General features: G+C 32.7%; 12 protein-coding genes. 7 read left to right on the top strand and 5 right to left on the bottom strand.

What is annotated here, in order from left to right; translation table 11 throughout:
• Positions 1-12 precede the first annotated feature (12 nt).
• From D9R05_RS08325 to murI, 3 genes are all read left to right on the top strand, one after another.
• On the top strand, positions 13-840 hold the full coding sequence (locus tag D9R05_RS08325) for an OmpH family outer membrane protein (RefSeq protein WP_121666766.1): 828 nt from the start codon (positions 13-15) through the stop codon (positions 838-840).
• 45 nt (positions 841-885) lie between these two features.
• A complete protein-coding gene (locus D9R05_RS08330) occupies positions 886-1,395 on the top strand; it encodes an OmpH family outer membrane protein (protein WP_121666767.1) in 510 nt (169 codons plus the stop codon).
• A gap of 79 nt (positions 1,396-1,474) precedes the next feature.
• Positions 1,475-2,266 carry a glutamate racemase gene (murI, locus tag D9R05_RS08335; RefSeq protein ID WP_121666768.1) on the top strand — a complete coding sequence of 264 codons (792 nt, stop codon included), beginning with the start codon at positions 1,475-1,477 and terminating at the stop codon, positions 2,264-2,266.
• A gap of 9 nt (positions 2,267-2,275) precedes the next feature.
• Here the strand turns inward: murI and D9R05_RS08340 are convergent, their stop codons facing one another.
• Positions 2,276-3,280 carry a PorP/SprF family type IX secretion system membrane protein gene (locus D9R05_RS08340; RefSeq protein ID WP_121666769.1) on the bottom strand — a complete coding sequence of 335 codons (1,005 nt, stop codon included), beginning with the start codon at positions 3,278-3,280 and terminating at the stop codon, positions 2,276-2,278.
• 224 nt (positions 3,281-3,504) lie between these two features.
• On the opposite strand from D9R05_RS08340, the gene D9R05_RS08345 reads away from it, so the two are divergent.
• Positions 3,505-4,413 carry a NifU family protein gene (locus D9R05_RS08345; RefSeq protein ID WP_121666770.1) on the top strand — a complete coding sequence of 303 codons (909 nt, stop codon included), beginning with the start codon at positions 3,505-3,507 and terminating at the stop codon, positions 4,411-4,413.
• 75 nt (positions 4,414-4,488) lie between these two features.
• On the opposite strand, the gene D9R05_RS08350 is transcribed toward D9R05_RS08345, so the two are convergent.
• Positions 4,489-6,741 (bottom strand): inorganic phosphate transporter, encoded by a 2,253-nt coding sequence (locus D9R05_RS08350; protein ID WP_121666771.1) that lies wholly within the window; start codon positions 6,739-6,741, stop codon positions 4,489-4,491.
• Positions 6,742-6,915: 174 nt separating this feature from the next.
• Here D9R05_RS08350 and D9R05_RS08355 point away from each other — a divergent pair, with 174 nt between their 5' ends.
• From D9R05_RS08355 to D9R05_RS08365, 3 genes are all read left to right on the top strand, one after another.
• Positions 6,916-8,952, top strand: coding sequence for a thioredoxin domain-containing protein (locus D9R05_RS08355; protein WP_121666772.1), 2,037 nt, complete (start codon positions 6,916-6,918; stop codon positions 8,950-8,952).
• Between the two features lie 69 nt (positions 8,953-9,021).
• Entirely contained in the window at positions 9,022-9,855 is an 834-nt protein-coding gene (locus tag D9R05_RS08360; RefSeq protein ID WP_121666773.1) for a mechanosensitive ion channel family protein, read from the top strand.
• A gap of 17 nt (positions 9,856-9,872) precedes the next feature.
• Positions 9,873-10,613, top strand: coding sequence for a hypothetical protein (locus tag D9R05_RS08365; protein WP_121666774.1), 741 nt, complete (start codon positions 9,873-9,875; stop codon positions 10,611-10,613).
• Here D9R05_RS08365 and tsaB read toward each other — a convergent pair whose 3' ends face one another.
• From tsaB to D9R05_RS08380, 3 genes are read right to left on the bottom strand one after another with little or no spacing between them, the layout of a single operon-like run.
• A complete protein-coding gene (gene tsaB / locus D9R05_RS08370; RefSeq protein ID WP_121666775.1) occupies positions 10,614-11,291 on the bottom strand; it encodes a tRNA (adenosine(37)-N6)-threonylcarbamoyltransferase complex dimerization subunit type 1 TsaB in 678 nt (225 codons plus the stop codon). It lies immediately after the preceding gene.
• Between the two features lie 3 nt (positions 11,292-11,294).
• Positions 11,295-12,560 carry an efflux RND transporter periplasmic adaptor subunit gene (locus D9R05_RS08375; RefSeq protein WP_121666776.1) on the bottom strand — a complete coding sequence of 422 codons (1,266 nt, stop codon included), beginning with the start codon at positions 12,558-12,560 and terminating at the stop codon, positions 11,295-11,297.
• Between the two features lie 3 nt (positions 12,561-12,563).
• Positions 12,564-13,898, bottom strand: coding sequence for a TolC family protein (locus tag D9R05_RS08380; protein ID WP_121666777.1), 1,335 nt, complete (start codon positions 13,896-13,898; stop codon positions 12,564-12,566).
• Positions 13,899-13,944 lie beyond the last annotated feature (46 nt).

Consider the following 13,944-nt stretch of genomic DNA (forward strand, 5'->3'; position numbering starts at 1 on the left):
ATCTATTAAGTGATGAAAAAAAAGGTTTTAATATTAATTATACTAGCAGTTTCAAGCATTCAGCTTCAAGCACAACGAGGCTTAAAAATTGGCTATGTAGATATGGATTATATTTTAGATAACGTTCCTGAATACCAACAAGCCTCACAACAATTAACAGGTAGAGTTCAAAAATGGAAATCCGAAATTGAAGCCAAGAAAAAAACAGTGGAAGACATGAAGCAAAACTTAGAAAATGAGCGCGCTTTATTAACCAAAGAACTGATTGAAGAAAGAAAAGAAGAAATAGCATACGAAGAAGAACAAATTGTAAAATATCAACAAGAAAAATTTGGTCCGCAAGGAGCTTTAATCACTCAAAAAAGACAATTAGTTCAACCTGTACAAGATCAAGTTTTTAATGCGATACAAGAAATTGGCACAACTCGTGAATATGATTTTATTTATGAAAATTCTGCTGATGCATTAATGCTTTTTTCTGCAAAGCGTCACGATATAAGCGACCAGGTTTTAGCTATGATTAATCGATCTTCAAGAAAATTAGAACGCGAAGAAAGTCGATCTGAAGAAGGTGAGGTAGAAAATGCAACACCAGAACGCTACAAATCAGTAAAGCAAGCAAAAGAAGATAAGATTGAAGAAGCCACAAGAGAGCGAGAAAAACAGGCCATAATAGATGAACGAGAAGCACAAATGAATGAGAGACAACGCGAACGAGATTCTATTAGAGAAGCCAAAAGAAAAGAATACGAAGAGCGCCGCCAGCGTATGTTAGAAGAACGAGAACGGAGAAGGGATTCTATAGAAAAAGCAAGAGAAGCACCACGTAATAATAACTAAACATAAATAATCAAACAATTAATAACACAAATTAATTCAACACAAATGAAACAATTCAGAACATTTTTAATAGCCGTATCATTTATTTTTGCAGGACTTGCAACTCAAGCACAAGATTCTAAAGTAGCACACATTGCCACTCAAGAATTAATCGAATCTATGCCAGGCTACCAAGCAGCAATGACACAGTTAGAAAAATTACAAAACACGTATAGAAGTGATATAGATGACCTTTTAAAAGAAGCTCAAAATAAAAACAAAAAATATCAAGCAGAAGCAGCTCAAAAAACAGAAGAGGAAAATGCTGAGCGTGCTAGAGAATTGCAAACAACACAGCAAAAAATAATGCAGTATCGCCAAACGGCACAAGAAGATCTTCAGAAAAAAGAAACTGAATTATTGCGTCCTGTGTACGAGAAAGCACGTACAGCGATTCAAAAAGTTGCACGTGATAAAGGATTTAATTATGTATTAGATTCTACTACAGGAACAGGGGTTTTACTAGCAGACGGTTACAACCTAATGCCTGACGTTAAAAAAGAATTAGGAATTTAATAGCCTAAATTTCTTACATATATTAAAGCACTTCTTATTTTTACAGAAGTGCTTTTTTTATGGAATAAATTTTAAAGAAATGAATAAAGAAAATCCAATTGGCATATTTGATTCCGGTGTGGGTGGCACATCGATTTTTAAAGAGATACACAAACTTTTACCGCAAGAGAATATAATCTATCTAGCTGACAGTAAAAACGCTCCCTATGGCTATAAAACAAAGCAAGAAATAATTGATTTATGTTTTAAAAATACTGATTTACTGTTAAAAAAAGGTTGTAAGATAATTGTAGTTGCCTGCAACACCGCAACAACCAACGCTATTCAAGAAATACGTAGCAACTACAATTTTCCGATAATTGGTATTGAACCTGCCATTAAACCGGCAGCCTTACACAGTCAAAAAAAGGTAATTGGTATTTTAGCTACAAAAGGAACATTATCTAGTGAACTTTTTTTAGAAACGGCAGATTTATTTACAAAAGGAATAGAAGTAATTGAAGTAATTGGGAGCGGATTAGTTGAAGCAATTGAAGCTGGCAAGCAAAATGAAGAGAGTACCAGAAAAAATTTAGAGAGCCTATTAAAGCCAATGCTAGAAAAAGGCATTGACCAACTCGTTTTAGGCTGTAGTCATTACCCATATTTAATACCTCAGCTTAAAAAAATACTACCAAAAGAGGTATGTATTATAGATTCTGGAGAAGCGGTGGCAAAACAAACCAAAACCGTCTTAAAAAGTTTAAACCTTCTTTCAGAATTACCTCCTAAAGCTCCTGTTTTTTTTAGCAATACTTCAACAAAAGTATTAGAACAGTTACTCGAAAATAATTCTAAAAAAAGGTTTACAATAAATTATCTTGATTTTTAAATAAAATCATCAATTATTAATCGCTGGACAATCACAGTGGTAACGTTCGTTGCTTTCTCCAAAATTATATCCTAACGTAATTTGGTGAAAACCTGTGTTTGTTAATACTACAGAATTTGCTTGATAGGTATATGTGTAAGCAAACATGAAATCATTATAATTAATACCTATAAAAGGTGTAATGTATTGTAATTTTTGATTGTTTACCGTAGATAAGTCTTCGGTGTATTCTGCCCCATCAAAACTTCTTCTATAAGAAAGACCTCCCCATAGACTACCAAAATCGAAATCTCTATATACCTTGAAATTAGCATCTATTGAAGCTTCACTTGTTTCCTCTTTATACTGAAACATTACCGAAGGATCAAAAGACCAATCAGAACCGTATGGCGCAATCACGTAACCTAAAGAAAATAAATATTGACGCTGATTATCGGTTTCTATATCATCAAAAATATCACGATTTTGAGGAATAATATTTTTTACGGTAAAGTGAGAGTAGAAATCTAAATAATAATAAGACATTCCAAAATCTACATTAAAATAAGAGTCAGTTTGTTCAATTCCGGCAATAGCTGGATCTGTTGGATCAAAACCAGTTTCATCTAATTTTTCTTGCATTACACCAACATTTAACCCAAATGATAACTGATTTAAAGCGATACGGTCTCTTGATAACAACAAATGATATGCAAATGTAGCATAAGCTCCCTGTTGAGAGAAGTTACCATTACTATCATTGTACAAAATACCTCCAACTCCAATTTTATCATTCAACTTCCCATTAAGGCTTAACGTTTGTAGGCTTGGGGCGTCATCTACATCAAACCACTGTTGCCTAGCAGTTAAACGAATTGTACTTCTGTTGGCAGCTCCAGCCATCGATGGGTGGATTAAATACAAATTATCAGTTAGATAATCTGAATATACAGGAATACCTCGTTCTTGAGAAAAAGCTAATAAGGGTAAAAATGCAATTGCTATAAATAGTAAATATGCTTTAATAGACTTCATATTATAAGGGTTATCTCTTCAAAAAAGTAAAAATAAACTTAATAAAATTAAAACAAAATCAAAATTAAAACGCATCAATAGTTGATCTTGTTGTTTTCAGCAGCGAAAAATACAATTTTTCTGTTAAGAAAAACAATTTTCTAACTGCTTTTCAAAATAATAAGGCGTAAATATATTCATTTCATTGTATTTCTTTTAGTAATTTTGCGTAAAAATTTTTAGTTATGAAAAGCTATAATATCGAAATAAAACCAACTAACAATAATTCTATCGTTAAATTTGAAGCCAACCGCTTCTTGGTAGAGCACCAAACATTTGAATTTAAGAACATTGATGAAGCTTCAAATTCTCCGTTGGCGCAACAATTATTTCACCTTCCTTTTGTTAAAACGGTATTTATCGCACAAAATTTTGTGGCCATCGAAAAATTTAACATAATCGAGTGGAATGAGGTAGAAAAAGAGGTGGCTTCTCAAATTGAAGAATACTTAAATAATGGAGGAGTAATTGTAAAATCTTCAGAAGATTTAAAGAAAAATATTCCTATTACGGTTTATGCAGAAAGCACGCCAAACCCGAAAGTAATGAAGTTTGTAGCTAATAAAAAATTAGTACTCAGTATTCAAGAATTTAAAAGTATTGATGAAACTGCAGACGCTCCCCTAGCACAGTCTTTATTTCATTTCCCTTTTGTAAAAGAGGTTTTTATTGATGAAAATTACATCTCCATTAGCAAATATGATATTGCAGAATGGGAAGATATTACCTTAGAGTTAAGAGAATTTATCCGAAACTATTTGCAAGAAGGTAAAACAATTTTAAAAGAAAATGTTCAAAAAACAGACACCACAAACTCTATTGAGAAAGAAGAAATAGCGATTGAAAATCTAGATGACACCTCTCAACAAATTGTTTCCATATTAGAGGAGTACGTAAAACCTGCTGTTGCAAGTGATGGAGGAAATATTAAATTTGAATCTTATAATGCTGATGAAAAACGTGTAAAAGTGATTTTACAAGGAGCTTGTAGTGGTTGTCCTTCTTCTACATTTACCTTAAAAAATGGTATCGAAAATATGCTGAAAGAAATGTTACACGGTAAAGTGGAAAGCGTAGAAGCTATCAACGGATAGTAAGTTTTTATACCAAAAAAAAAGCGGAAATTCTTAAATCGAATTTCCGCTTTTTTTGCATCAATTTTTTATGCTTTAAAATTCTCTTTTTGCATCTTCATAATAATCTTGAAATAATACTAACAAACTCATACTAGAGGTTATTAAATCTTTAGTTTCAAGCAATAATCCAAAATAAAGCTTCGTATTTTTTGGACTCGTTTCTGAAGTTCTAATACGATCTATCTGCTTTTGAATTAATCCAGATACTTTATCTAACAATACTTTTTTATCTTCAATTAATTTATTGATATTCCCAAAAGCTTGTGTATCAAAAGTTTCAATAATCTCATCAAATAAGACTTCCATTTCACGATCTATACTTTTTAAGTCTCTAATCTGATTAAACTTTAAGTTTTTATGATTATTATTCACGTGTCTGTGACTAGATCTCGCAATCTGACTAATGGACTGAACCATATCTTGCAAATGATCTAAAAATAAGATATAGAACTTACTTGCCTCAACAGAATTATCTTCTAAGGATTTAATAAAGTAGAAAACATTGTCTTTTAACTCATCTACCTCATCTTCTAATTTATTGAGTTTTTTAACGTCTTTTCTCAGCTTACTTAAATCGTGATAACCTAAATGATCAACCACTTTGCTGTAACGCTTGTTAATTCCGTTAATTACACTGGAAATATTTTGAGAGGTTTCAATAGTAATTTCATTAATGGTTATAATATCACTCCTATTAAAACGTTTTTTACTTTTTTCTGCCTTCATTTTTTTAGAATGAACAATAGCACTTCTCACAAGTAAGAAGACCGCCAAAGCGACTAAAGCTATAATTGCCGTCATCTCTCCATACCAAATTGCAGCAGCAAATAAAGCGGCAGCCGTAAAGGCAACTAAAGCGGTAACAAACCAACCTCCTACTACATTTACAACGCCGGCAACACGATATACAGCACTTTCTCTATCCCAAGCTCTATCGGCCAGAGATGTACCCATTGCTACCATAAAAGTAACATACGTAGTAGAAAGTGGTAATTTTAAGTTAGTACCAATTGAAATTAAAATACTAGCTACTACTAAGTTTACAGAAGCACGAACTTTATCAAAAGCTGGAGCGTCTATTCTTCTATCAAGCAGCATTTCATCGGTACGCTCAAATTTTGTTTCAATTTTATTTTTAACTCTACTTGGCAAAACTGAAGAAATTACATTTCCGGTTAACATAGAGTACCGCACAATTACGCGCGATAAATTATTGGGTTTAAATTTTTCAGCTCCATCTCCTTGTCTTGCTAAATTTACTCCGGTATCTACTACAGAGCGCGCCTTACTTGAGATCCACAGAGTTACCACCATCACCAAACCGGCAATAATCAATAAAAACTCAGGTGTTTCTACTTCTCCTGAAAGTTGAGACATCAGCAATTCATTTGCTCCCAATCCTGACTCTGTCCACAACATAAAAGATTGCCACGCAGCAATAGGCACCCCAATAAAGTTAACCAAATCATTTCCTGCAAAGGCTAAAGCCAAAGCAAATGTACCTACTATAATAATTGTTTTTAAAATATCTGTTTTAAAAACAGACATAATAAATTGGCAAATTCCTGTCCAAATTAAAAAGCTAATTCCTGTAATCAATAAGGTATGCTCTTTTACATAGGTTATGGTATCAGTCGAAACAAAAGAAATCCCTTTTAGTCCTTTTATGAATATGAAATACGTAATTGCCGTCATCGATAACCCTCCAAAAATAGCTCCGGCATGTTTAATCTTTTTCTCATACTGAAATGAAAAAACCAACCTAGACAAATACTGCACGATAGCACCAATTGTAAAGGCGATGACCACAGAAAGTAATATTCCTACAATAATCTGTGTAGCTTTAGAAGTGTTGATGTATTCTAAAATAGTAGCATAATCATCTGAGGCGTTATAAGTTTTTATTGCCGCAATACTTACCGCTGCTCCTAACAATTCAAAAACAATAGAAACTGTGGTTGATGTTGGTAAACCTAGAGAATTGAAGAAATCTAGCAGCAAAACGTCTGTAATCATGACCGCCATAAAAATGATCATGATCTCATCAAAATAATACTGGCCGGGAACAAAAATACCCTTACGGGCAACTTCCATAATTCCACTAGAAAAAATTGCACCAATGGCTACACCTAAACTGGCAACAATAAGTATAGTTCGCATTGATATAGCTTTAGAACCAATAGCAGAATTTAAAAAATTTACTGCATCGTTACTAACCCCTACAACCAAATCGGTAATGGCTAAGGCAAATAAAATTACCAACATTACCAAGTACATATTTTCCATAAAAAGTCTTTATCTATAAATCTGCAAAAATGAATTTTTAATCGATAATGTTTCTATTTCTATTGTTACCAAAACATTAAACTTTTACACTTCGGCAAAAATAAATGCATTAATTGAAAAAATTGTTTATAAAGATACTTTTTTTACCTTACTCTCCTAAACATTGCTACTTAAATGAAAAATTTACAAAATAATTTAGCCGAAGAATCCAGTCCATACTTGCTTCAGCACGCCAAAAACCCTGTTCATTGGCAAGCTTGGGATAAAAAATTCTTCAATCAAAAAAAACTTCTGTTAATTAGTATAGGTTATTCTGCTTGCCATTGGTGTCATGTCATGGAAAATGAGTGTTTCGAAGATCAGGAAGTTGCGAAAATTATGAATGAAAATTTTATCAACATAAAAATTGATCGAGAAGAACGACCCGATTTAGATCATATTTATATGCAGGCACTGCAAGCTATGACTGGTCACGGTGGCTGGCCACTAAACGTAGTTTGCCTTCCCGACGGCAGACCGGTTTGGGGAGCAACGTATTTACCCAAAAAACAATGGACAGGTACCTTACATCAATTAAGTGATTTATATAAAAAATCCCCCGATAAAATGGTAGAATATGCTGAAAAGCTAGAAAAAGGGCTTCAGCAAATCAATCTAATCGAGCCAATTGAAGAAAAACAACCGGTAAAAATTGATTTTATAAATAAACTTTTACCTTCTTGGAAATCTAAATTTGACTACACCTACGGAGGAATGAAAGGCGCTCCGAAATTTTTAATGCCCAATAATTATCAATTTTTATTACGCTATGCAGTGCAAACAAATAAGCCCGAGCTGATTGACTTTGTTTCGTTTAGTCTAAATAAAATAATTTATGGCGGAATTTACGATGCGATTGGAGGTGGCTTTTCCCGCTATGCCGTAGATGAAAAATGGCATATTCCGCATTTTGAAAAGATGCTTTATGATAATGCACAAATGTTGAGTCTATTAGCAGAAGCTTATGCAGTAAGCAAAAAACCGCTGTTTAAAAAAACGTTAGAAGAAACTTTTTCCTTTATTGACCGAGAGTTTTCTGCACCAAATGGAGGGTTTTATGCAGCCTTAGATGCCGATAGTTTAACAGAAAATAATCAACACAAAGAGGGTGCTTTTTACACGTGGACAAAAAACGAGCTCCAACAAATTTTAGGAACTGATTTTTTGCTTTTCGCAGAATATTATAATGTAAATGAAAAGGGCTATTGGGAAGAAAACCAATATGTATTGAGAAGAATTTCTTCTGTAAAAAAAATAGCCGAAAAATTTAAGTTGAGCGAAAAAACCATTGCAGAAAAAGTTGAGAAAGCTAAAGAGCAGTTATTTCAAATTAGAGAAAAACGAGCAAAACCTGCATTAGACACAAAAATTCTAACCGCTTGGAACGCCCTTATGCTAAGTGCATATTGCGATGCCTATTCAATTTTTCAGAACGAAGACTATTTAGAAAAGGCGAAACAAAATATGAGCTTTCTTTTAAATAATCGTGTACAAAAAAACGGAGCGCTTATTAGAAGCTTTAAACAAAATAATATTGAAATTAAAGCTTGCCTAGACGATTATGCGTTTTTTATTGAAGCACTCATTAAATTATACGAAATCACTTTTGAAGAACAACACCTTTTAAAAGCAAAGCAAATAACCGATTATTGTTTAGATAATTTTTTAAACGAAGAAGCTAATGCATTTTATTACACCTCTCATAAAACTTCAGAATTATTTATAAAAACCATAGAAATAGAAGACAATGTAATTCCGTCGTCAAATTCTGCAATGGCAAAAAACCTTTTTAAACTTTCTAAATTTTTTCGGAATCCAAATTACAAGAAGATCGCTTTAAATTTATATCAGCATGTGGAACCAAGAATTGCTAATTACCCAAGTGGTTACAGCAACTGGTTGCAAGTTCAACTCGATTTTTCCACTCCGTTTTACGAGTTAATTTTCAGAGGAGATAATGCGAAAGAAAATATAGAAAAAGTCAGCAAGTATTATTTACCAAATATTATTAAAGCCTATAAAAAAACTGCTGAAAATACAACAATACCGATCCTTCAAGAAAAGCAAGAAGTTTCTAAAAACGAAATGCATTTATGCGAAGACGCGCGATGTTTTTTGCCTTCAAAAAATTATAAACAAATCATTTCTCATATTTTAAACCAAAGTAGTTAACAAATTTTAACAAGACTAATAGTTCAAAATTCAACTAAATTTTTTTTATTTATTTAAAATAAATCAACCATGGAAAAAATTGACTCTTATTCAGAAATTGCCAATGAGTATTTTGAGAAGTTTTTAGACTTCTTACCCAATCTTATTGCTGCTATTCTTATTCTTATTATAGGATGGTGGGTAGCTAACATTATTGTTCGCTATGTAAAAAAGATCTTTGCTAGAAAAGATTATGACAAAGCTTTAGAAGGTTTTGTGACCAACATTATTAGTTGGACCTTAAAAATTTTGGTATTTATAACTGCTATCACGCAAGTTGGTATAGAAACCACTTCATTTATTGCAATTTTAGGTGCCGCAGGTTTAGCAGTTGGCTTAGCATTACAAGGCTCTTTGGCGAATTTTGCTGGCGGAGTTTTAATAATTATGCTAAAACCTTTTAGAATTGGAGATTGGATTGAAGCACAAGGAGTTTCAGGAACAGTGAAAGAAATAACGATTTTCTATACAAAATTAAATACCTTTGGAAATCAGTTAGCGGTTATTCCTAACGGACAAATCTCTAACGATAATGTTATAAACTATACTGTAGAAGGAAAAAGAAAGGATGCGATAACAATTGGCATATCTTATGATGCAGATATAAAACAAGCTAAAGATATCTTATTAGATATCATGAATGAACAAGAAGGAGTGATGAAAGATCCGGCTCCTCAAGTTGTTGTTACTGAATTAGCAGACAATTCAGTAAATTTATCAGCGCGATTCTGGGCCACTAACGAAAATTTCTGGGATTGCCACTGGTACACTATCGAGAATGCAAAATTACGTTTAGATGAAGCAGGAATAGGTATTCCTTATCCACAACGAGATGTTCATTTTTACGATCATAGTAAAGATTAATAATTAAAACTAAATTTATGAGAAAATGCTTTTTTACAATTTTAATAATCTGTTTGGGAGTTTTTGTGACAGATGCTAAAGCTCAAGTAACCCAAGTCGGAAACTTACAAGATTTAACTATCTTAAATAAGGTTATCGAGTCTAATAGAGGAATCGAAATAGCCGGACAATTTATCAACACAGAAGATTTAAATGGTAGCCCTTACTTAAATGAAGACTTTAAATCGGGCTATATTGAAGATCAAGCAAAAGATAAAAAAATAAAGGGCTATTTACGCTATCGTATTTTTGATGATGTTTTTGAAGTTAAAAACAATCCTAGAAGTGATGAAGCTATGGTATTGAAACGGTCAGAGAAATATGTCATAAATATTGGTACCCGAGAATTTATGTTCCTTCAAAATTTGCCGATAAGAATAAAAGGAGTTAACAATGGGTATGTAGAAGTCTTAGTTAAGGATGACAATGGAGTTTCTCTCTACAAAAGAATTACTCAGGATTATTCTCCCGCTAAAAAAGCTAGAAGTACTTATTCAAGTAGTCAAAAAGCTAAATTAGATAACAACATACATTACTTTATTAGTAGCAATGGCAATATGGAAGTTATAGAAGCTCATAAAAGAAAAGCAGCTGATGCTTTCGCTAATAATAATGAAGTACTAGAAGATTATATTAAAGAGAATGGACTAAAGTTCAGAGGAGAAGAAGATGAACAAAAAGATCTAATTCAATTAGTTAATTATTACAACACTTTATAATTAAACCTTCTTTTTAGTAACAATAAAATCTTTTAAATAATAAGGTTCAAAATAAGCGACATCTTCTGTGTCGCTTATTTTGTATTTATTAAAAGCCAAACTAACCATTTCTCTTGCAGAAGGATTTGCTTCCGTAAAACTAATCGTTGAATTTTCACCTAATAATCCAGCAAACTTCTGAACAGCATTCCCCACGCAATAGATATTTTCCTTCGCTGTAAATAATTCTTCAAAAGAATCTTTTTCTAAAATTGTGGCTTCCGTATTTAACAATTGCTGATTATCTTCATCAAAAACGGCTGTATATGCTTCCATTCTTCGTGCATCTAACATGGCTATGATTGCACTGTTCTTTTCTGCTTTTACTTTTTTAGCAAGGGATTGCAATGTTGCGACAGAAATTAATGGAATTGCCAAGGAAAATGCCAATCCTTTAGCGGTAGAAACACCAATACGCAAACCGGTATAAGATCCGGGACCCTTGCTTACAGCAATTGCATCTAACTGATCTATAGTTAAACCACACTCCGTTAATAATTCATTGATAAATACGTGTAGTTTTTCTGCGTGAGAATATCCTGAAGAATCGTATTCTTTTAAACCGAGTAACAAACCACTTTTGCTAATAGCAACCGAACAATTGGTTGTGGTTGTTTCAATACAAAGTATTACTGCCAAATCTTATTTTTTTTGTGCATTTTTTTCTTCCACTTTATCTCCGGAATCTAATAATTTAGTCACCGTATTGTATGGCCCGGTTATCACCTTGTCACCTTCTGAAAGCCCTTTTGTGATCTCTATATTACTATCATCTTGAATTCCTGTTTCTACAACTTGTAATGTTGCTTGATCACCATTTTTCAAGAATACGCATTCAAATGTTTTTTCTGAATCTATATTACTTTTAGACTGTCTGGTTTTAGCACTAGTAGTATCACTTTTTATCACGATCGCGCTTATAGGAACCGCTATTATATTGCTGCGTTTATTTGTAATAATATCAACCGTGGCTGTCATTCCCGGTCTAAATGGAGAGTAGCTTTCTGGTTTTCCTTCGGTTAAATCTTGATAGGATTTCTTTAAAATTCTAATTTTAACTTTAAAATTAGTTACCTGATCTGCTGTTAAATCTTCGTTAGCTGAATTAGATATGGAAGTAACCAAACCTTCAAACTTTTTCCCTAAATAAGCATCCACCTCAACTACAGCAGAATCTCCAATATTTAATTTAACAATATCATTTTCATTTACATCTACCTCAACTTCCATTTCGGCTAAATTAGCAACACGCAAAATTTCAGTTCCTGCCATTTGTTGCGTACCTACTACTCGCTCTCCCAACTCCGCATCTAACCTAGATATAGTTCCGCTCATAGGAGCATAAATTGTAGTCCGTTGTAAGTTGTCTTGTGCTTCGGTAACTGAAGCACGAGCACTTTGTACATTGTAATATGCAGATTTTTTAGCAGCTTGAGCAACCTCATAATCAGATACAATTGCATCCCACTCTGACTTAGAAATCACCCCTTTTTCAAATAAAGTTTTGTTTCGCTCGTAATTAGCTTTTGCTTGCCTTAAACTTGCTTCACTTTGAGCTAAAGCGGCTTTTATATTTTCTAAACTGGCTTGCGATCTATTGACACTTGATTGATATAAATCTGGATTAATTTTTACTAATAAATCTCCTTTTGCTACTTGCTGCCCCTCTTTCACCGGAAGTTCTATAATTTCTCCTGAAACTTCTGAAGATAATTTGACTTCTACTTCTGGTTGAATTTTACCCGTTGCAGCAACCGTTTCAGTAATATCAGCTTTCGTTATTTCTTGAACTTCAACCTGTTTGAAATTTCCGGTTTTCCCAAACCAGCCCGATTTTTTACCTACAACAAGTAGAATTAATGCAACAACTACAATGCTGATAATAATTATAATACTCTTTTTTTTCATAGCTTATAGCTTTATTTCTTCAGGATCAATTCCAAAATAGAGTTCTAGAACTTTTAATTTAAAAATATAATCGTATTTGGTTTGATTGACATTTATTTTTGCGTTGTCATAACGTTGTTTAGATTGGCTATAATCAAATGCATTGGTTAAGCCGACATCATATCTTTCTGTTGCATATTCAAATGCTAATTCTTGAGATTCTAGCGCCTTTAAAGAAGCATCATAAGCTTTCGCTGCTCCTTTTGCATCTACATAAGCCTGATACACATTAGATTCTAAATCTAGTTTTGCTTGTTCTAGTTGATACTCTGTACGCTCTAAATTTATTTTATTTCGTTGAACATTTGTTCTTGTTGACAACCCATTAAAAATAGGAATATCTAGACGAATTCCATAACTCAAACCATCATTCTGCCATAATTGCTCATTAAAATTTCTATCTAAAAAATCATTATTTGCAAATCGAGTGTTGTAATTAAAAAAAGCGGAAAGTCTTGGATAGTATCCTCCTCTAGCAATTTGCACATCTTTTTGAGCCAACTCAACATTCTTCTCTGCAATTTTAACTTCCGGCCTACTTGCTTCAGCACTATCTATAAGTGTTTGTGGAGTAAGCTCTACAATTTCTGTAGAAATAATCTCATAGCCTTCATCAACAATCTGAAATGATTGGTAATCTTTAATTAATAATAACTGCGCTAAACTAATCAATGAAATTTTAACATCATTTTGCGCCTTAACAATTTGCTGTTGTTCATTAGCATTTGTTGCTTTTATTTCTAATAAATCTCCCTGGGGTAAAGTTCCTGCATCTACAAGATCTTGGGTTCTTTGTAATTGATCTTGAGTAACTAAATTTTGTGACTTTATAGCGTCGAGGTTTGCCTTATTCAACAAAACTTGCAAATAAGAGTTTGCCACTGCCAAAGCTATATCACTCTCCATTTGTTCTAATTGATATTGAGTTGCTAATCGAGATAGTTTTGCTCTTTGTAATTGACGAATATTTTGAAGCCCATCAAAAAGGGTCAAACTAGAACTTATACCTGTTGTAAAGGATGAAAAAGTTTCGTTTTCAAACTGGTTAGTGGTTGGGTTTATACTCGCTCCTGTATTTGTGCTATAGGATGCAGAACCATTTAAAGTAGGAATTAAATTACCAATAGCATCCGTTTTATTTAACTTAGAGGCTTCTAAATCTAATTCTGATTGTTTTATAGAAATATTATTTTCTAAAGCATATTCTACACATTCTTGTAAAGTCCATTTTTTTTCTTCCTGAGCTTGTACTGAAAAAAGTATACTAAAAAATATGCTTATTATGGCTATTTTTTTCATTTGTTATTTGCTTTCTAATAAATTAGTCTATTATCTTTTAATTTGT

Origin of the sequence: Mesonia aquimarina, assembly GCF_003667275.1 — a bacterium.
In the GTDB taxonomy this organism is placed as follows: Bacteria; Bacteroidota; Bacteroidia; order Flavobacteriales; family Flavobacteriaceae; genus Mesonia; species Mesonia aquimarina.